Genomic DNA, 19,493 nt, shown 5'->3' with positions numbered 1-19,493 from the left:
GTATGGGAAACACGCCAATTATTTTACAATTGTATCAGAACAACAATTATAAGATAAGAGGTGCTTTGAAAATGAACCTTCAATTTATTCGCCATGCCACATTATGGCTGGATTATGCAGGATTAAAATTTCTAATCGATCCGATGTTTAGTGACCAAGAAGCCAATCCGCCGATCGTGAATACAGCCAATCCTAGGCGAAATCCAATCGTGCCTCTGCCAGTTCCGTTAGCGGAAATAGGTCAACCAGACGTGATCATCGTCACCCATCTGCACGGAGATCATTGGGATGGAGCAGCAGCGGAAGCATTGCCGAAATCAACGCCAATCCTATGCCAACCAGGGGATGAAGGAGCATTTACAGCTGCGGGTTTTACGTCTGTTATGGCTATTCAGGAGTCGTTTACGCTACAGGGAGTGACCTTGTACCGGACAGATGGGCAGCATGGGACGGGCGAGATTGGGAAGTTGATGGGACAGGTTTCGGGCTTTGTTTTCAAAGCAGAGAACGAGCCGACACTATATCTCGCGGGAGATACGATTTGGTGTGACGACGTACAGCAAGCGTTGGAAACGCATCTGCCAGATTGGACAATCGTCAATGCGGGTGGTGCACAGTTTGAAGTGGGGGATCCCATCACAATGGATACGAACGATGTGGTAAGCCTGTGCCGCTACGCGCCCTTCACGAAAATCGTTGCCGTGCATATGGATGCGATCAATCATTGTCATGTGACGCGGGAGGATCTGCGGAATAGATTGGCAGTGGAAGGGTTGCTGGAGCAGGTCGTGATTCCGGAGGATGGGGCTTGGGTGACCACGTTCCGCAACTAGAGAATAAGTAAAAAGCACACTCATCTTAGGATGAGTATGCTTTACGGCGTTAACCAATTTTATTTACCAAGTAAAATTTTCGTATACGGAGAATCGATAGGCAGCATGATGACCGGCTCCCCTTTAAATGACACCAAGTAACTATCCAACGTACGGTAGAAATTGTAGAAAGCAGGGTCCTGGCCGTAAGCCGAGTTGTAAATTTTAGCCGCTTCTTGCTCGCCTTCAGCTACAATTTTCTTCGCATCCGCTTGGGCTTGAGCAATCAACTCACTTGCCTGTCTGTCGGCTTTGGAGGTGATTTTCTTGGACTCCTCATCGCCCTCGGATAAGTACTTCGCCGCAATGGATTGGCGGTCGGAGATCATCCGTTTGTACACGCTTTGCTTGTTAGAATCAGGCAGATCCGTGCGCTTGATGCGCACATCGACGATTTGAATCCCGTAGTTATCGCGCGCCATCAACTCGGAAACTTCCTTCGTAATCTCATCGTTCAAGTTACCACGTTGTGTGTTCTCACTAATGATATCGCTGTAATTGATCTCTGATAATTTCCGTCTAACGGTGTTATACACAGCGGCATCAATACGCTCTTCCCCGCCTGTGATCGATTGAATCGTGCGCAAGAATTGCTGAGCATCATCAATGCGCCATACCGTATAGTTATCGACTTCGATGGGCTTTTTATCTTTGGTCAAAATAGAAGTAGGTTTGCTGTCATACACCATCTGATATTTAGGAAGCGTGCGAACCGATTCGATGAATGGAATTTTAAAATGAATGCCAGGCTCCGTTTGAATGCGAACGGCTTCTCCGAATTTGAGCACGACGCGGTATTGTCCTTCTTTGACAATAAAGATGGAGATTAGGAAGAAAAAGACGAGAACGACACCAAGGATGGATCTCAGAATCCATTTGCTTTGTAAGGTCATTTCGCAGTCCCTCCAGTCGTACCAGTTGCAGCAGCAGGTGTGCGCAACAGCTCATTAATTGGTAAATATTTGACCGTTTCGCCGGTGCTGTCGCTGATGAAAATTTTGGCGTTCGGTAATATTTTTTCTAACGTCTCGATGATAAGCCTGCTCTCTGTTACCGATTTATTATTGGCATACTCCGCATACAGGGCGTTAAACTTTGCCACATCCCCCTGCGCATTCAAAATCCGTGATTTCTTCTGGGCTTCGGCATTCTCAAGCAGTGCCTGAGCGTTACCGCGCTCCCTTGGAAGGATATCATTTTCGTATTTCGTCGCTATGTTAATCTTCGTGTTTTTCTCTTCACGTGCGTTGGTTACATCTTTAAAAGCATTCTGTACATCGCCAGCTGGCGGCTCGATATCTTGGAATTTCAAATCGACAATATGAATTCCTGTTTGATATTTCGTTTGCATCTCAATCAAGCGTTCTTTGACCTTGCCTTGGACCTCGGTTTTTCCTTCTGTAATGGCAAAGTCGAGCGCAGTAGCGCCGATAACCGAACGAATCGCTGCACTCGCGGAGTTACGTAGGAATAATTCTGCATTATCAATATTGTACAAGTAGTTGCGCATGTCACTGATATTCCATTCCACGACGGCATCAGCGGATAAAATATTTTCATCCCCCGTAATCATCATCGCTTCTTCTTCTACGGGAGTGATTTTACCACCCACTTCACGGAAGCCAATTTGGATACGTTGTGTTTTTTTGGCAGGAAGTACAATGACCTGTTGAATAGGAAAAGGGAGTTTAAAGTGAAGCCCAGCTTCCTTCTCGGTCGTATATTTGCCTAATGTTAAAATAGCCGCCTTCTCATGCTCTTGTACCGTGTAGAAGGTGGACGATCCAAAAATAAGGACGAGAACGATAACAAGGCCGATAACAATTTTGGTCATCAAGCCCGGCGGGAGTGAGGAGGGTCTTCGTCGATCGGGTTCTGGCAGTACAAATGGTTCCATGGCAAACACCCCTTTAATATAAGATTTACTGATATGCTATACGGGAAGTTTTGGAAATGGTTTCAATAGGAAAATTGTTATTTCCAAGAGTTGGCTGTCATGCTATGATGGTTAGTAATTGCATACGAATGAATCCCTAGGGGCGCCGAGAGGCTGAGACAGTGCAGACTGAACCCTTTGAACCTGATCTGGTTTATGCCAGCGGAGGAAAGTGGAACGAGCTTTGGAGCCGATTTTATATCTGTTTACGATGAGGCAGCCTACAACCACTTTCCTGAGGAAAGTGGTTTTTTTTGTATTTACTTGCAAAGTGGGGATGGAGAGTACTGGTTAAAGAGAAGTGTTTCGTGGAGAGGAGTCGAGCTTTGCGTGTCACAGAAAGAACTGCATGTCATATCGGGCGGTAAACATACATGGTCAGAGATCGCAAAGATTGCGGCGCAGATTCACCCGTATGTCACGGCGATTCATATTCGCGAGAAAACGAAGTGCTTGGACGAAGTATTTATCGGCGTTCAGTACTTAGTAGAGCAAGGTATTCCTGCCAAAAGTCTGTACGTTAACGGCTTTCCTTCTATCGCTCTAGCCTTGCAAACAGGGGGGCTTCAGCTTCCAGGCACGACGCCATCTCTTGTTACTCAGGATGAGTTTTGCCGGGGGATACAGCGCATTGGAGTCTCTGTGCATCATGCAGATGAGGCGAAATGGCGTGAAAAAGAGGGGGCCGATTATGTCATGTTCGGTCATATCTTTGCGACAAACTCCAAGCAAGGAGTTCCGCCTAGAGGTTTGGAGCAGTTAAGACAACTAGTTAATCAGGTTAACATTCCTGTGATTGCGATAGGCGGGATGACACCTGCGAGGGTAAAGCCCGTTCTGGATGCAGGAGCATCTGGGATCGCGGTGATGAGCGGAATATGGGAAGCAGCGGATCCTCTTGGAGCCGTTCTAGCCTATCATGATGAGCTTCAATAAATAGAGGTGAGCGAAATGTCAGCAGCAAGATCAGATGTCATCATCGTTGGCGGTGGTGTTATCGGTACATCCATCGCGTATTACTTGGCTAAAAGAGGGCAATCCGTCACGCTGCTAGAGCGCAGCCAGCTAGGCACAGAAGCCTCGGCTGCGGCAGCCGGCATGCTCGGCGCGCAGTCCGAGATGGAAGACACGGGCGCCCTGTTCCAGTGGGCGCGCCAAAGCCGATCCATGTTCCCCGAGTTGAGCGGGGAACTTCGAGAACTCACGGGCATCGACATCGGTCTCGTCCGTGAGGGGCTGCTGAACGTCGCGCTCAGCGACGTTCAAGAGGAGGAGCTGCGCGCGCGGGAGAAGCTTCAGCGCGCCGCGGGCGAGAAGGCCCAGTGGCTCAGCGCAGCTGAAGCCACGGCTATAGAGCCCGCGCTGAGCGGGGCGACGCGCGGAGCCCTGTACCTGCCGGGCGATGGGCAGGTAGATGCTCCGCAGCTGGCGGCGGCATTCGCGCAGGCTGCGCAGGTACTTGGGGCGAAGGTGCAACCGTTCGCCCAGGTGCAAGGGCTGCTGACCGCGCAGGAGCGCGTCATCGGCGTGCAGACGGCCGCCGGTCCGCTCTATAGCGACCACGTGGTCGTCGCCGCAGGCACGTGGAGCGGTCAGCTGCTTGGGAGCATCGGCATCGAGTTGCCGATGTATCCCGTGAAGGGCGAGTGCTTCTCCGTTAGGACGCCGAAGCCATTATTGAAGAAAACCCTGTTCACACCAGGGTGCTATATCGTTCCGAAAGCCGGCGGACGGCTGGTGGTTGGCGCGACAGTCGTGCCGAACAGCTATGACCGCAAGGTGTCGCTTTCGGGGCTAGCCGAGCTGATGGATCGCGCGAGGGGGCTGATGCCCGCACTCGGCGATGCCGAGTGGGAGAAGGCCTGGTCGGGGCTGCGCCCGCAGACCGCCGACGGACTGCCCTACATCGGCAAGGTGCCGATGGTGGAGGGGCTGTATACAGCGTGCGGTCATTACCGCAACGGGATATTGCTGAGCCCGATCACCGGGAGGGTGATGGCGAATTTGATTTTGGGCGGAGATGGCGCAGGTGAACAAGGGAATGATGCGATAGCCCCTTGGCTGGATGCCTTCAGCCCGGATTTTTCGCCAAAGACCACACGTGTGAGTCAGCAGGGTCAGGACGGATTTTCAGCCATAGGAAAGGAATTGATAAGCATTGAAATTGCACATTAATGGTCAGCAGGTAGATGTACCCGATACGATTCGGACCGTTGTGGAGCTGCTTGCGCATTTCGACCTAAGCGACAAAATGCTCGTGGTTGAGCATAACGCAGCCATTTTACATAAAGAGGATCACGCCGGTGCTGAGCTGGCGGAAGGCCACAAAATTGAGATCGTTCATTTCGTTGGAGGAGGATAAAAACATGTTAAAAATTGGTCCATATGAGTTTCGTTCACGTTTGCTGCTAGGTACGGGGAAGTTTCCTGATTTTCAGATTCAAAAACAAGCGGTGGATATCAGTGAGTCACAAATTTTGACGTTTGCGGTTCGTCGGATGAACATTTTTGAGGCGAGTCAGCCGAATTTCTTGTCGATGCTGGACACGTCGAATTTCACGTTGCTGCCGAATACCGCTGGTGCCAAAACTGCTGAAGAAGCCGTCCGCATCGCACGTTTAGCAAAGGCTTCAGGCTTGTGTGACATGATCAAAGTCGAGGTTATCGGGGATGAAATGACGTTGCTGCCCGATCCAGTGGAAACGCTGAAAGCTTCGGAAATGCTGCTGGAGGAAGGCTTTATTGTACTTCCATATACATCGGACGATGTGTTATTAGCTAAACGTCTGCAATCACTTGGCGTACATGCGATTATGCCTGGTGCATCACCGATTGGCACGGGGCAGGGTATTATTAACCCGCTGAATTTAAGCTTCATCATCGAGCAGGCGACGGTTCCGGTCATCGTGGACGCAGGGATTGGTGCACCTTCCGATGCGTCATTGGCGATGGAAATGGGAGCAGATGGTGTGCTGCTGAACACAGCAGTATCCGGTGCAAAGGATCCTGTCAAAATGGCGTATGCCATGAAACTCGCCATCGAAGCGGGACGCGCGGGCTTTGAAGCGGGGCGGATTCCGAAGAAGCGATATGCGTCGGCGAGTAGTCCGATGGATGGATTGAGTCGGGTCTAGGTTGCAGGGTTAGGTTTGTAGCTTTAGGTGTAGCTTCAGGTCTTGGAGTTGGTCTTGGTCTTGGTCTTGGTCTTCCCTTGGCTAACGGACACAGGAACCGTTATTTGGTATATATATGAAGTTTTGAAAAGCTAACGGACACAGAGGTCGCTATTCAGTCGAATTTCCTGCTCACTTGGAGAATTCAGCTGCAATAACGACTGCCGTGTCCGTTAGATTATAGAGATAGTGATATAGGCAGCGATAGCGTCTGTCATGACCGTTAGAACATAAAGTTACGAAAAGTTAGTTAAGTAGGGGGGAGTACCGTGGCGATATACAAAGCATTGACGATTGCTGGCTCGGACAGTGGCGGTGGCGCGGGCATTCAGGCAGATTTGAAGACATTCCAAGAACTCGGTGTGTACGGAATGTCCGTGATTACGGCTGTAACCGCGCAGAATACACTAGGTGTGCAAGGGGTTTACCCGATGAGCGCGGAAGCGATCGAACGCCAGCTGGCGTCTATTGGTGAAGATTTGCGGCCCGATGCGCTCAAAACAGGGATGCTTTTCAGTGGAGACATCATTCGCATTGTCGCGGCGGCGATTAAAAAGTTTGGATGGAAGCAGATTGTTGTAGACCCGGTAATGATTGCCAAAGGCGGAGCATCGCTCCTGCAACAGGAGGCGATTGACGCCATGATACAAGAGTTGCTGCCACTAGCTGATGTGGTGACGCCGAATATCCCCGAAGCAGAGGCGCTTAGCGGGATAACGATTACGGATGGGGACTCTCGGCAGAAAGCAGCATTGCGAATTCATGCCTACGGCTGCAAGCATGTGATGATCAAAGGCGGCCATGAGGCGAATACGGAGCAGGCGACGGATCTGCTGTATGATGGAGTTTCCTTTACGGAGTTCACTTCGAAGCGATTGGTAACGCAGCATACGCATGGAACGGGCTGCACATTTGCAGCTGCGTTAACGTCGGGATTGGCGCAAGGACACACGACGAAGGCGTCCTTGCAACTGGCGAAAAGCTTCATCCATGCTGCGATTTCGGAGCCTTTACATATCGGAAGTGGGCATGGACCGACGAATCATTGGGCGTATCAGCGAGGTGTTCGGGCTGCTGATGTCAAAGATATTGCCACGCGAGGTGTACGATGAGTGTTGTCATGAGTAAGGAGCAGCTGCGCAAGGCGCTGCGTTTGTATTTGGTGATGGGCAGTCCGAATTGTGGCGGGGCTGACCCGTATGAAGTGCTGGAAGCCGCCATCGACGGCGGCATCACGATGTTTCAGCTGCGCGAGAAGGGCCCCGGCGCCCTGCAGGGGCCGGAGCTGCTCGCGCTGGGCGCGCGGCTGCGCCGCCTTTGCGCGCAGCGCGGGATCCCGTTCATCGTGAACGATGATGAACGGCTGGCTATAGAGCTGGAGGCCGATGGTATCCACATCGGCCAAGAGGATGCCCCAGCCGCCGCTGTGCGGCAGCGGCTGCCGAACATGATCGTGGGCGTATCGGCCCACGATCTGGGCGAAGCCCAGTCGGCGCTTGCCGAAGGCGCCGACTATCTCGGCGTAGGCCCCCAGTACGCCACGCGCACGAAGCTCGATGCGCGTGAGGTCCAGGGGCCTGCCGTACTAGCGCGGATGCGCGCAGGCGGCATCCTGCTGCCGCTCGTGGGCATCGGGGGGATCGATGCCACGAATGCAGGCGCCGTCATCCGCGCGGGGGCGGACGGCGTGGCAGTGGTGAGCGCCATCGCGGGTGCGCGCTCACCGCGCGAAGCAGCAGCGGCGTTGCGCGCACGCTGCTTTTCCTGTAGAGAAGCGACAAGCCCTCATTGGGATTATCCACCACAGGGCTAACAAGTGACAAAAATCATTATTTGTTAGCTGAAATTACTAATTTTGAACTATTGATAGATGAGAGAGTTCCCATTTGAATGACCCATACAACCTAGCTCGTTATTTTATTGGAGACGTTTCTACCTTTAATGGTGACAGAAACGTCCCTTTTTGCTACCATAGTAGAAAGCTTAATTTCGGTAATCCTTTAAAGCGGTGAAATGTCGCGTAGTTTAAGGCCTCGTACTGAATCATTAGGTAGTCAGAAACCGCAATTGACATAGATTCTGTTTAGCATTATGATACGGTTAAAAAGATTTGACCGTCGTTTAATTAATCTCTTTAAGAGATTATAAGTTGACCAGGAGACGTTTGCAGCAAGGCTTTTTCGAGATGAAACTCGTTCTAGCATAGGGTACATTCGTTAATCTTGGTACTGGAGAGGGAGGTCGGATCCACGATGAAACTGCAGCCTGTTTATATCATTGAAGAACTCGAACAACTCAAAACAATTAGTGATCCACTTCGCGCTAGAGTACTGCTATATCTTATAGAGAAAGCTTATACTGGCCAGCAGTTGGCTAAACTGTTAGGGATGGCGCGTGCCAAGGTGCATTATCATTTGAATGAGCTTGAGCGTCATAATTTAATTTTCGTTGTACGTACGGAGCTTAAGAATGGAATTGTGCAAAAATTTTATCGTGCCGTTGCACGTGGTTTTGTACCTAGTGAGAACTTGCTTCCGTATGTTTCGGAGGTAGAAAATTATTACCGAGAACGTACATTAAGTGTACTTGGACATGCTAGAAACAGAGCGATTAATGCCCCCGAAGAGGCGTTTCAAATTCCATCGCCCGACCGATCCCAGTGGCCGATTATCATGACGCAGGTTGAAGTCAAAATGAGTAAAGCGAAATATGCCGAATGGTTAAGGAAATTCCGCGCTCTTATTTATGAGCTAGATGCCGAGCAAGAGGAGAATGGGGAATGGTTCTATTTGACGACGGTCGGCTTTCAGACACATGAAAGGGGATTTGACCCCATCGAACCCGCCAATGAAGAGGAGAGATAACACATGCTGGATCCTAGATTAACTAAGCTTGCAGATGTATTGGTCAATTATTCAGTTAAGGCACAGCCTGGTGAAAATATTTTAATTGAAGCTTATGGGATTGATTCTGCTCTTGTAAAAGAAATCGTCAAAAAGGTTCACGCCGCGGGTGCGCATCCTTTTGTTAACTTACGTGATCATGCTGTGATTCGTGAACTCGTTATGAATGGTACGGAAGCTCAAATGCAAACTTGGGCGAATGCGGATGCTTTCCAAATGAAACAAATGCAAGGCTATATAGGGGTACGTGGTGGAGCGAACATTTATGAGCTGTCGGATATTCCGGCTGATCGGATGAAGCTTTACAACTCTGTGTATTATCAACAGGTTCATTTCGATGTCCGTGTGAAGGATACGAGATGGGTCGTTCTGCGTTACCCAACGTCTTCGATGGCTCAGCTTGCTAGCATGAGCACAGATGCATTCGAGGATTTCTATTTCAATGTATGTACGATGGATTATGGCAAAATGTCCAAAGCGATGGATCCGTTGAAAGAGCTTATGGATCGCACAGACAAAGTGCGTCTTGTCGGCCCTGGTACGGATTTAACCTTCTCGATCAAAGGCATCGGCGGCGTGAAATGCGACGGTGAGCTGAACATCCCAGACGGCGAAGTGTACTCCGCTCCCGTGCGCGATTCCGTTAACGGTATCATTTCATACAACACACCGTCACCTCATGATGGCTTTATTTTCGAGAACGTGGTGCTTCATTTCGAAAATGGTAAAATCGTCAAAGCGACGGCGAATGACACGGATCGTATCAATGAAATTTTCGACATGGATGAAGGCGCTCGCTATGTAGGTGAATTCGCGATCGGTGTGAATCCTTATATTCAGCACCCGATGAAAGATATTCTGTTCGATGAGAAAATCGACGGCAGCTTCCACTTCACACCTGGTAATTGCTATGATGATGCCTACAACGGTAACAAATCTTCGCTGCACTGGGATATGGTGAACATCCAACGTCCTGATTATGGCGGCGGCGAAATTTGGTTTGACGATGTGTTGATCCGTAAGGACGGTATCTTCGTATTGCCTGAGCTTCTAGTTTTAAATCCTGAGAACCTGAAATAGGTCCTGCATACCAAAAAGGATGCCCAAGTCTTTAAGACCTGGGCATCCTTTTTTTGTAATAAACAACGGGGTTATGACATTGTGGCTTTCAACTGCTGGACAAGCTTCTTAGGTGCCGTTCGCGCGTACCCTTCTATGATCAAATCTTCGATCTCTGCCCATGGCACTAGTTCAATGTTCAGAATGCTAACCCAGCCATGCTGGCCGATATAAGGTGTCTTCTTATAAGCCGTGCCATCCTGACCTAAGAGGAACTCTTGTGTAGTAAGGTTTGTTTTGAGCGATGTTGAGACTTGGCCATCGGTCTCACCTATAAAAATAAAAGGTTTGTCTTTGACACGAAAGGTGGTGTGTCCAAAGCCATCAACCTTTTCTTCTACTTCCGGCAGTTTTGTGCAAAAATCACGGATTATGGCAACAAGCGCCAATCCTTGCGGGGATGCAATTTGACTGTGGGACAAGAGGATCAACTCCTTAGGATGGATTGGGATTTCCAAGATGAGCAACTGCTTATCACACTCGTCGTTGCTGCGATTGGTACTGACGTGGGGGCAGGCCGACGGCCTTTTTAAAAGTCCGAATGAAGTTCGAATAATCGTTGAAGCCGGCTAGCTGGCATGTGTCGGTGACGGTGGAGCCTTCGCGCAGCAAATGTTTGGCCCTGGCGATGCGCTTGAACAGGATATGCTCGTGAATGGTGCTGCCTGTATGTTTTTTGAATAGTCGGCATAGGTAGGAGCGATTCATGAAGACGACTTGTTCGAGTACCTCGAGCGAAAGGTCCTGATCTAAATTTTCATCAATATAGGTGAAGAGAGAGGAGAGCTTGTCTGGCATCATGACCTGTTCTTCTTGTTTCCCTTGATTTTGAAAGATCCGATTAATAAAAACGAGCAGCTCAATAAAGGTAGTAAAATAAAGGATCTCTGAACCTGGTAGTGCCTGCGGGCGGCGGTGCATTTCCATGCGATCATAGAGTTTCATGATATCGTCAATTTGAGGCGGCGTCAGTCTCATGCGATTTTGCTCACCAAAAACACGATTATTGAAGCAGTTCAACAAGTCGAACTGTTGAGAATTCATATGCTGCAGTAGAGCTGGATTGAAATGGATAACAACATTCTCATAGCGCTGTTTCTTCGATTGAAAATTAGGCCGATGCAGCTCATTGCTATGCATGATCAGCAGGTCGCCGTACTGTAAGGGATACACTTGCTTTTCTATGAAATAATGAACATCGCCGGTAAGGAAGAAATAGATTTCATAATGGTCTTGATGCTGGTGGAAGTCCAACGGAATTGGATTATGGGTTACAGCATGTCGAAAAGTCAACAGCTTATTGAGATTCTTGTACATTTCCTGCATGTGAAGATCTCCTCTGTTAGTTGGAGTCAATATTAGCAATCTTTTGCCCAATTAATGCAATGAATACGTTTTTATTATACTGCAAAATATAGAAGAGTTAAACATTCAACCTGATCTTGCTTATATTTAAGGAGGCTTATATATGAAATTATCCGTATTTACTGTAGCTACACCTGATTTGACGCCTGAAGAGCTTGCTAAAGCTGCTGCCGCTGCTGGTATTACTGGCATTGAGTGGCGCTTCAAAGATATCCCTGCGGACGCGGTGGGGCAGAAGCCTTCCTTCTGGGGAAATAATCTGTGCTCGATCGATCCGGCTTCTTCCGATGCAGAACTTGAGCGTTTTAAGCTTGCTGCGCTGAACGAGAACTTAGTTAACCTAAGCATTACACCTTATTTGAATAATTGTGATGTTGCTGAGACGGAGCATGTGTTTAAAGCGGCTCAAAAAGTAGGCGTTCCGTTCATTCGTGTAGGCGTACCTGGCTATAATAAGAGCCAAAATTATAATGATTTGTTCGCCAAAGCTGTGGACTACCTGCACCATGTCCAAGAGTTTTCTCAGCAGTACGGTGTAAAAGGCTTGGTTGAAACGCATCACCAAACGATTACAGCAAGTGCAGGTCTGGCGCATAGACTCGTATCTGGTTTCAAACCAGAGCACATTGGTGTGCTTCACGATGCCGGCAACATGGTTCATGAAGGCTTTGAGAATTACCGGATGGGTCTTGAATTACTCGGACCTTACTTAGCTCATGTACATGTTAAAAATGCGGCTTGGTCGCTTACAGGCGGAGAAGAAGATGGCATTAAGCTTTGGAAAAGCGAATGGGCACCGATTGATGCTGGTATCGTGAACTGGAAGCAATTGCTTGGCGATTTGAAAGCAGTCGGCTATGATGGGTATCTGGGTATCGAGGATTTCAGCGGTCAATTCGGTTCACAAGAAATGCTGAATAACTTCTCAGCGAAAGTGAAGCAATGGTTAGCGTAAACCACATGCAATCAGCGAAAACCTTCACCACCACTGAAAAGTGGGGCTGAAGGTTTTTTTTATATTATAGTAGAAAAGACCGTCAGGAAATCCCTGACGGTCTTTTGTGTTAATTGTCATCCGTATTCAATTTCACAATCGCACGAATCGCAGCATCAATTTCCCGCTCAATAGCACCAGAAACGACATCTGTATGCGGGTTGTACACTTCCCGCAGATCGGCATCAGCGTAGCCATCCAAGGCAACAATGGCGCCAGCACGCACACCACGCAGCGAAGCAATGACATAGAGGGCGGCAATTTCCATCTCCACGGCCAAAGCGCCAGCTTGCTTATATTTACGATGAGGGAATTCCTCGACACCTTGGAAGAAAGCATCCAAGGTAACGGTAATCCCTTGCTTCACGAGTCCATCCGTTTCAGAAGCCGCTTCATACAGCGCACGCGTAACAGCGTGATCAGCTACAGCGGGGAAGCCGTGAGGAACTAACTGGCGAGTTAAGCCTTCTTCACGTACCGCAGCTGTGCTCACAACGAGACTTCCTGGCGGTACGTCGGCTGAGTAAGATCCAGCGGTTCCTACGCGAATCAGTGTCTTTACGCCGCCTTTGATGAGCTCCTCAAAGCAAACAGCTGCACCAGGTGACCCGACACCATGACTCACGACGGTGATGGGTACGCCATTCTTTTCGCCCACGAAGGTTCGATATTCTCGGCTGAAGGAGAGCTCACGCGCATTGTCCAACTTACGTGAAATGGCCTCTGCTCTGAACGGGTCGCCGCACACGATGGCATAGGGAGTTAAGTCCTCCGAATTGACTTGTAAGATAGATAAAAGCAAATTAATCGAACTCCTTTCTGACCCACTCATCTTCGGGGATTGGAATGGCTTCACCGGAGAAGCGCTGTTCTTCGAACGGATCTGCGACGTTATGGAAGCCATTGCGTTCCCAGAAGCCTTCGCGATCTTCCGCCATGAACTCGATGCCGCGAATCCACTTGGCACTTTTCCAGAAATACAAATGCGGAACAACGAGGCGAAGCGGCCAACCATGCTTAAGCGTGAGTGGCTTGCCATCGAAGGTCGTTGCCAGCAAGATATCATCACCCATGAGATCTGCGAGTGGAACGTTCGTTTCATAGTCATTGTCAGCATGGATCATGACATATTTTCCTTCTGGTTTTACATTGATCAGTTCAAGGAAATCTCTGAAGCGCACACCTTCCCATACCGTATCCAGCTTGGACCAACGGGTCACGCAGTGAATATCGCATTGGATTTGTGTATGTGGTAAAGCCAATATGTCGTCATAGCTGAATGTTTTCTCTTCGGCTACTTCTCCAAAAACACGCAGCGACCACGCTGTCATATCATACTTCGGGACTTCTCCTTCATGTAAAATAGGAAATCGGTCCGTCACGACTTGACCAGGTGGAATCCGACCAGCAAGTTCTGGTGGAACGTCTACAGCGGGGATTTGCATGCGCTTAATGCGCTCCGCTTTGGTGTCTTTATGCATCTGCCATCCTCCTTAAGCTTATCTTGCTAATTTCTCAACGCGAACTGCCATTCGCTTTTTGTGCATCTGCTAAGTAATTGCTTTTACGGAAAAATAGCATTGCGAGCAGTGTAACAATATAAGGCAGCATTTGTGTGAAATGGGTTGGTAATGAGAAGCCCTGTAATCGGATACTGAATGCATCCATTAAGCCGAACAGTAAGCTGGATGCCATGACGCCAATCGGATTGGCTTGTCCCAGCATGGTAGCAACGAGTGCGATGAAGCCGCGGCCAGCCGTCATGCCCTCGGTGAACATGGTCACTTGTCCGAGAGAAAGCTGCGCACCAGCGAGTCCGCAAAGGACGCCACAGATGAGCACAGCTATATATTGCATCCGATTGACCTTAATGCCGATACTCTTGGCGGCAACAGGGTTTTCACCGACAGCGATCATACGGAAGCCAAGGACGGATTTGAATAGCAAATACTGAAGAGCAAATACAAGTACAAATGCTAGATAGACAAGAGGGGAATGCCCGGAAATAATCCCGCCAATGACAGGGATATCTTGAATGAGGGGGATGTCCCACTTCGGCAGTCCGATCATATTTTTATCATAGTAAGCGCCTTTTACGTTGAAAATAGCCTTCAAACAGAATGCTGTCAAACCTAAGGCTAGGAAGTTGAATGAAATCCCAACGACGATGACATTCGCCTGTAAATGGATACTCATATAAGCAAAAATCAACGAAAACAGCATGGTTACGGCTATGGCGATAAGCACGGCTAGGAATACGTTGCCTGTGTAGTAATTACCAACAATTGCGGAAAAAGCACCGACCAAGACGAACCCTTCCAAGCCGACGTTAAACAAACCGACGCGCGAGCAGATGGCTCCGCCAAGTGCTGCAAGAAGAATCGGAGCGACCATGCGAATCATGGAGTTAAATAAAGAAACATCAAGAAGATGCTGCATCGCCCTTGCCTCCTTTCCGGCGTTTCCATAAGGTTAAGCTGATTTTAGCTGTTACAAAGAGAATGAGCAACGATTGAATAACACTGGATATCTGCAGTGGAATGTCCGTATTGCGTTCAACACCCATGCCTCCGGTTTGCAAGGCAGCAAGCAGAATGGACGCAAGTGCTGTGCCTAATGGATGCGCGCCTGAAAGCAAGGTCGCCATGATGCCTGACCATGCGTAGCCTGGATTCGAAATCATGCCATCGGTATACCGATACTGCATGCCGAGCACCTCAACCGCGCCAGCAAGTCCCGCGAAACCGCCGCTGGCAAACATACTCGTCAGCATGACTTTCCGTCTATTAACCCCGCCATAGGCCGCGAATAGCGGATTATAGCCCAGCATGCGGACCTCATAACCAGCTACGGTATATTTAATAAATAGAAACAGGAGAATGGCGAGTGCAATGGCTATAATAAAGCCGCCATGGATGCTCATGCCTTGAAACAATTTGGGCAGCCATACGCCTTTATCGATCATCATTGTTTGGGCTAGCGCAGCGGATCCTGATTTATCTTTGAGCGGATACGCGACTAAATATCCTGCGAATAAAGCGGCAATATAGTTAAGCAGCAGGGTTGTAATGATCAAATTCATTCGGAATTTAGCATCCAGCCAGCCAGCGAAGGCCGACCAAATTCCGCCTGCCAAGATGCCGCTGAGAATCGCGGCGAGCAATTTAAATAGCAGAGGCCCAGGCAGGTATAGCGCAACCATGGCGCTGGATAAAGCGCCAAGAATCATTTGGCCCTCTGACCCCATGTTGAAAAATCCAGCACGAAACGCGATCGATACACCTAACCCGACAAGAATGAGTGGAGTGGCGCGTGTTAACGTATTCGTGAAATAGAAGAAGTTGCCGAAGGCACCTTTCCACATCTCTGTGTAGGTTTCAACGACGGACCCGCCAATGAGCAGAATGGCAATCGCACCACCGAGCAACCCGATGACGATGGCAAGCAGCGGCTGAATCCAAGCGCTTAGGTTAAATAGTCTTTTAAGCATTTGAAGTTCCCCCTGCCATCCATAAGCTGATTTGCTCCTCTGTTGCCTCTGCGGCGGACAATTCGCCTACAATTCGCCCCTCGTACATAACCAAGATACGATCAGACAGTTGTAAAATCTCTGTTAATTCGGAGGAGACTAAAAGAATCGCACCTTGCTCGTCCCGTTTACGAAGCAGTTCCTCATGAATCAATTCCATGGCGCCAATATCAACACCACGAGTCGGCTCAGCAGCAATTAAGAAGGGCTGCTTTTGTGCAAGTTCCCTCGCTACAATAAGCTTCTGCAAGTTACCGCCGGATAGAAACTTCACTTTGGCATCTTGAGATCCCGCTTTAATCTGAAATTGCTGGATGAAGCCGCTAACCATGTTGCGGAGTTCTTTTCCGTTAAGAAGACCAGAGCGGCTTGTGGTTTTATGATGACCCATCGTGCCATTTTCTAACACCGTACCCTCTTTAGCTGCGCCCCATTGATAGCGATCCTCCGGTACATGGGAAAGTCCGATTTCTCTGATTTCGCGAACGGCTCGTCCACGGACAGGCTTCCCTAATATTTGGATGTCTCCCTGATCAATCGTCTGAAGTCCAGAGATTGCTTGAATCAATTCCGATTGACCATTACCTGAAATACCGGCAATACCAACGATTTCACCGGCTTTCACCTGTAAATTGACACGATCGAGCACAGGCTTTCCTTTATCTCCAAGAATGGAAACGTCTTGAACTTGAAGGACGGTCTGACCGACTGTGAGCTCTCGTTTCTTAAGCTGCTTCAAATCTCTGCCAACCATGAGCTTGGAAAGCTCTTCAATGTTCGTGGCAACTGCATCCACCGTACCCGTCATTTTGCCATCGCGAAGCACGGTAACGCGGTCAGCAACTTCCATGACCTCATGGAGCTTGTGCGTGATGATGATGAAGCTTTTGCCCAGATTGGCTAAGCTTTTCATAATGACGAGAAGTTCCTTGGCCTCCAGCGGCGTGAGCACACCAGTGGGCTCGTCCAAAATAATAATATCTGCACCTTGATATAACACCTTCAAGATCTCAACTCGTTGCTGCAAGCCTAGTGGGCAATCAGAAACTTTCATGCGCGGATCAATAGGGAGGCGATACTTAGCACAAAGCTCTTCGATTTGCGTGATGGCTTTTTTTCGGTCAAATGCCACACCAGCCCTTGGCTCGTTACCAATCACGATATTTTCAGCCACAGTAAACGAAGGAAAAAGCATAAAGTGCTGATGCACCATCCCAATACCATGCCGAATCGCATCCGTGGGATTGGTGAAAGTAACTTCATTGCCGTTCAAGAGAATACGGCCAGCCGAAGGCTGCTCCATGCCGTACAAGATGCGCATTAGGGTTGTTTTACCAGCACCATTTTCCCCAACTAATGCATGAATCTCACCTTGACGCAGCGAGAAATCAACGTTTGAATTCGCTGTTAAATTGCCATATGTTTTCGTAATTTGACGCATTTGAAGCAGCATAACGGTTTTTCGCTCCTCTACCTAGACATGAGGAAACTGCTTACGTCTCCGTAAACAGTTTCCGAGTTAAACATATGTGATTGAAGGGGTTATTATTTGACTGGATTTTCTACTTTCACTTTACCAGAAACGATATCATCACGTATAGCTTTTACCTTCGTAATGACATCTTGTCCAACGAAAGGACTTAGGGCCGATTTCGTTTCTCTTGTAACGAATGTAAGACCAACGCCATCTTCTTTCAAACCGTAGTCAACAGCACCGAATTTGAACGTGCCATTTACGAAATCTTTCACGGTTTGATAAGCAACAGCATCTGTTCCTTTCAATTGGGAAAGCACGATATGTTGTGGATCTGTTACCGTACGGTCAATATCTTGTCCGGAAGTAAAGAAGCCTTTTTCTTTCGCTGCTTCAAATACACCAAGATCGCCTACAGCCGATGCGCCTGCAATGAAGTCAGCGCCTTGCGAGAATTGTGTTAATGCCAATTCTTTCGCTTTAGCTGGATCCGTGAAGCTACCTACATAGTTAACGATGAATTTCGCATTCGGGTTCGTTGATTTCAAACCTTCTTGGAATCCAACTGTATATTTCTTGATAAGTGGGATATCTACGGCAGCAACCATACCTACCACATTTTTCTTCGTAGATAGACCTGCTGCTGCTCCAAGCAAGTAAGCTGCTTCATGTTCACGGAAAACAACGCTGCGAACATTCGGAAGATCAACAACGGTATCAATAATCGCGAAGGATTTCTTCGGATTCTCAGTTGCTACTTTTTTAAGTGCATCCTCAGCTGTGAAGGAGCTTGTAATGATTAGATCATAATTGTCAGCAACAGCCGCGCGCAAGTTTTGCTCGATTGCACTTGCATCTGCGGATTCTACTGTTTTAACGGTAACGCTAAATTCTTTGCTAGCTTTCTTAACACCCTCATCCATTTGTGTGAAGAACGGGTTCACACCGATTTTCTCAGGTGTAATAAGGATAATCTTCTTATCTGATTTAGCTGCTGGTGCACCCGATGCTGCAGGTGATGCTGTGTCTGTTTTCGCAGCCCCACAGCCCGTTAGTAAGACAGTTGCGGCAAGAACTGAAAATAGTACTTTTTTCATGATGTATCTCTCCCCTAATCTATTTATGTATGAATTAACCATTGACATAATTATATCCTACTAAAAAAGTCGGATATAGTCAAAGGGATTATTTTTCGATTCGACAAAATCATCCAAAATTCTACAAGCTCGAAAGCCTAACGGTTATTATACTAAAATGTTCGAGCACAATCCATCTATTTCAATTAACTACCAGTTGTAACAGGTGAAAGTCAGAAAAGTTTAAGAAGTCATTTTACAAAATAACGGGAAAACATACAGGTAATTCCGCGCATATACTCGATTTCAAAGGAATAAATGGAAAACATACAGTTAGTTTCATGCATTTACACAAGAAACAGCAGAAACTCAAAAATTACCTACCTATTTTCCAGTTATTCGTCAAAATCTAGCTGAAAGCGGAAAATTAACGGGAGGTTTTCCAGTTAGTGTTGCATGTGGCGTCGTAAGTAGACACCGTGATGCGTTAAGCATTCTCTTGTTTGTTTCTCTCCGTCTTTCTTTCCCGCATTCGAAGCGTCATCCACGCACTCCCTCCATAAATTGCTGCACTCACGTAAAACAGCACATCAATCGTCAGCCAATCAATGATATAACCGCCAATAAGAACAGCAAATCCTGATGCTACGGATGTCCAAAAGTGGTAATTGCCAAGCGCACCGCCACGATTCCCGGGTTTGGTCCCGTCAGCGAGCAATCCGCGCTCGCTCATCTTCTGCATGGCATTGCATACACCCATGAAAGCTTGGAGGAGCAAGACGAAGCCGTAGGAAGGAATCCAAGGGAAGATGAGCATCGCTGCCATCATGCCTAGAGAGCTTCCTGCCATGAGCTTTTCCGATGAGCGGTCTACGAGCTTACCCAGCCAAATGGCTGATGCTGCAGAGCTTATTGTGAATATGGCAAAAGCGAGGCCATATGCGGAATACGTACTTCCGAGATTTTTCAGAAACAACAAGTAATAGGGATATATCATCCCCGCCGCCAATGTCGCTAAGCTTTGGGATTTGATGAGCATACGTACATTCATC

Annotated in this window: 21 protein-coding genes and 1 riboswitch; of the genes, 10 read left to right on the top strand and 11 right to left on the bottom strand. The window is 48.2% G+C overall.

The features are described 5' to 3' along the window. The first annotated feature begins 71 nt into the window (after positions 1–71). Positions 72–833 carry an MBL fold metallo-hydrolase gene (locus ACSQ8P_RS31075; protein ID WP_436238715.1) on the top strand — a complete coding sequence of 254 codons (762 nt, stop codon included), beginning with the start codon at positions 72–74 and terminating at the stop codon, positions 831–833. 59 nt (positions 834–892) lie between these two features. On the opposite strand, the gene hflC is transcribed toward ACSQ8P_RS31075, so the two are convergent. Then, a complete protein-coding gene (gene hflC / locus ACSQ8P_RS31070) occupies positions 893–1,765 on the bottom strand; it encodes a protease modulator HflC (RefSeq protein WP_436238714.1) in 873 nt (290 codons plus the stop codon). Then, positions 1,762–2,769, bottom strand: coding sequence for an FtsH protease activity modulator HflK (gene hflK / locus ACSQ8P_RS31065; protein WP_436238713.1), 1,008 nt, complete (start codon positions 2,767–2,769; stop codon positions 1,762–1,764). The genes hflC and hflK overlap by 4 nt, the downstream gene beginning before the upstream one ends. 128 nt (positions 2,770–2,897) lie before the next feature. Further along, positions 2,898–2,996: riboswitch (TPP riboswitch) on the top strand. A gap of 142 nt (positions 2,997–3,138) precedes the next feature. Here hflK and ACSQ8P_RS31060 point away from each other — a divergent pair. From ACSQ8P_RS31060 to ACSQ8P_RS31025, 8 genes are all read left to right on the top strand, one after another. Beyond that, on the top strand, positions 3,139–3,744 hold the full coding sequence (locus tag ACSQ8P_RS31060) for a thiamine phosphate synthase (RefSeq protein WP_436238712.1): 606 nt from the start codon (positions 3,139–3,141) through the stop codon (positions 3,742–3,744). Positions 3,745–3,759: 15 nt separating this feature from the next. Further along, positions 3,760–4,983 (top strand): glycine oxidase ThiO, encoded by a 1,224-nt coding sequence (gene thiO, locus ACSQ8P_RS31055; RefSeq protein WP_436238711.1) that lies wholly within the window; start codon positions 3,760–3,762, stop codon positions 4,981–4,983. Next, the gene (gene thiS / locus ACSQ8P_RS31050; protein WP_056608183.1) at positions 4,967–5,170 is read left to right on the top strand and encodes a sulfur carrier protein ThiS; all 204 of its coding nucleotides are present in this window, start codon (positions 4,967–4,969) and stop codon (positions 5,168–5,170) included. The genes thiO and thiS overlap by 17 nt, the downstream gene beginning before the upstream one ends. A 4-nt stretch (positions 5,171–5,174) precedes the next feature. Next, positions 5,175–5,942: a thiazole synthase gene (locus ACSQ8P_RS31045; RefSeq protein WP_436238710.1), complete on the top strand. Its 768-nt coding sequence runs from the start codon at positions 5,175–5,177 to the stop codon at positions 5,940–5,942. A gap of 308 nt (positions 5,943–6,250) precedes the next feature. Beyond that, the gene (thiD, locus tag ACSQ8P_RS31040; RefSeq protein ID WP_436238709.1) at positions 6,251–7,093 is read left to right on the top strand and encodes a bifunctional hydroxymethylpyrimidine kinase/phosphomethylpyrimidine kinase; all 843 of its coding nucleotides are present in this window, start codon (positions 6,251–6,253) and stop codon (positions 7,091–7,093) included. Next, the gene (gene thiE, locus ACSQ8P_RS31035; protein ID WP_436238708.1) at positions 7,090–7,794 is read left to right on the top strand and encodes a thiamine phosphate synthase; all 705 of its coding nucleotides are present in this window, start codon (positions 7,090–7,092) and stop codon (positions 7,792–7,794) included. Before thiD ends, thiE begins: the two co-directional genes overlap by 4 nt. Positions 7,795–8,233: 439 nt before the next feature. Beyond that, positions 8,234–8,845: an ArsR/SmtB family transcription factor gene (locus tag ACSQ8P_RS31030; RefSeq protein ID WP_173118901.1), complete on the top strand. Its 612-nt coding sequence runs from the start codon at positions 8,234–8,236 to the stop codon at positions 8,843–8,845. Positions 8,846–8,848: 3 nt separating this feature from the next. Next, positions 8,849–9,964, top strand: coding sequence for an aminopeptidase (locus ACSQ8P_RS31025; RefSeq protein ID WP_436238707.1), 1,116 nt, complete (start codon positions 8,849–8,851; stop codon positions 9,962–9,964). Positions 9,965–10,035: 71 nt separating this feature from the next. Here the strand turns inward: ACSQ8P_RS31025 and ACSQ8P_RS31020 are convergent, their stop codons facing one another. After that, entirely contained in the window at positions 10,036–10,425 is a 390-nt protein-coding gene (locus ACSQ8P_RS31020; protein ID WP_436238706.1) for an MmcQ/YjbR family DNA-binding protein, read from the bottom strand. Between the two features lie 52 nt (positions 10,426–10,477). Continuing rightward, entirely contained in the window at positions 10,478–11,329 is an 852-nt protein-coding gene (locus ACSQ8P_RS31015) for an AraC family transcriptional regulator (protein ID WP_436238705.1), read from the bottom strand. A gap of 142 nt (positions 11,330–11,471) precedes the next feature. Here ACSQ8P_RS31015 and ACSQ8P_RS31010 point away from each other — a divergent pair, with 142 nt between their 5' ends. After that, positions 11,472–12,323: a sugar phosphate isomerase/epimerase family protein gene (locus ACSQ8P_RS31010; RefSeq protein WP_436238704.1), complete on the top strand. Its 852-nt coding sequence runs from the start codon at positions 11,472–11,474 to the stop codon at positions 12,321–12,323. Positions 12,324–12,432: 109 nt separating this feature from the next. Here the strand turns inward: ACSQ8P_RS31010 and ACSQ8P_RS31005 are convergent, their stop codons facing one another. The 7 genes from ACSQ8P_RS31005 to ACSQ8P_RS30975 all read right to left on the bottom strand — a co-directional run bounded on the left by ACSQ8P_RS31005 (position 12,433) and on the right by ACSQ8P_RS30975 (position 19,492). Beyond that, entirely contained in the window at positions 12,433–13,164 is a 732-nt protein-coding gene (locus ACSQ8P_RS31005; RefSeq protein ID WP_436238703.1) for a nucleoside phosphorylase, read from the bottom strand. 1 nt (position 13,165) lies between these two features. Next, complete coding sequence (locus ACSQ8P_RS31000; protein ID WP_436238702.1) at positions 13,166–13,843, bottom strand: sulfite oxidase-like oxidoreductase; 678 nt, start codon at positions 13,841–13,843, stop codon at positions 13,166–13,168. A gap of 34 nt (positions 13,844–13,877) precedes the next feature. After that, positions 13,878–14,801: an ABC transporter permease gene (locus ACSQ8P_RS30995; protein WP_436238701.1), complete on the bottom strand. Its 924-nt coding sequence runs from the start codon at positions 14,799–14,801 to the stop codon at positions 13,878–13,880. Then, positions 14,785–15,852, bottom strand: coding sequence for an ABC transporter permease (locus tag ACSQ8P_RS30990; protein WP_436238700.1), 1,068 nt, complete (start codon positions 15,850–15,852; stop codon positions 14,785–14,787). The genes ACSQ8P_RS30995 and ACSQ8P_RS30990 overlap by 17 nt, the downstream gene beginning before the upstream one ends. Beyond that, the gene (locus ACSQ8P_RS30985; protein WP_436238699.1) at positions 15,845–17,344 is read right to left on the bottom strand and encodes an ABC transporter ATP-binding protein; all 1,500 of its coding nucleotides are present in this window, start codon (positions 17,342–17,344) and stop codon (positions 15,845–15,847) included. Before ACSQ8P_RS30985 ends, ACSQ8P_RS30990 begins: the two co-directional genes overlap by 8 nt. A 92-nt stretch (positions 17,345–17,436) precedes the next feature. After that, a complete protein-coding gene (locus tag ACSQ8P_RS30980) occupies positions 17,437–18,462 on the bottom strand; it encodes a BMP family lipoprotein (protein WP_436238698.1) in 1,026 nt (341 codons plus the stop codon). Positions 18,463–18,928: 466 nt separating this feature from the next. Then, a complete protein-coding gene (locus ACSQ8P_RS30975) occupies positions 18,929–19,492 on the bottom strand; it encodes an MFS transporter (RefSeq protein ID WP_436238697.1) in 564 nt (187 codons plus the stop codon). Position 19,493 lies beyond the last annotated feature (1 nt).

This window comes from Paenibacillus sp. LjRoot153 (assembly GCF_964253085.1).
Lineage (GTDB): Bacteria > Bacillota > Bacilli > Paenibacillales > NBRC-103111 > Paenibacillus_E.
The sequence above is the reverse complement of the archived record's forward strand: the minus strand, read 5'-3'. Positions and strand labels throughout refer to the sequence as shown.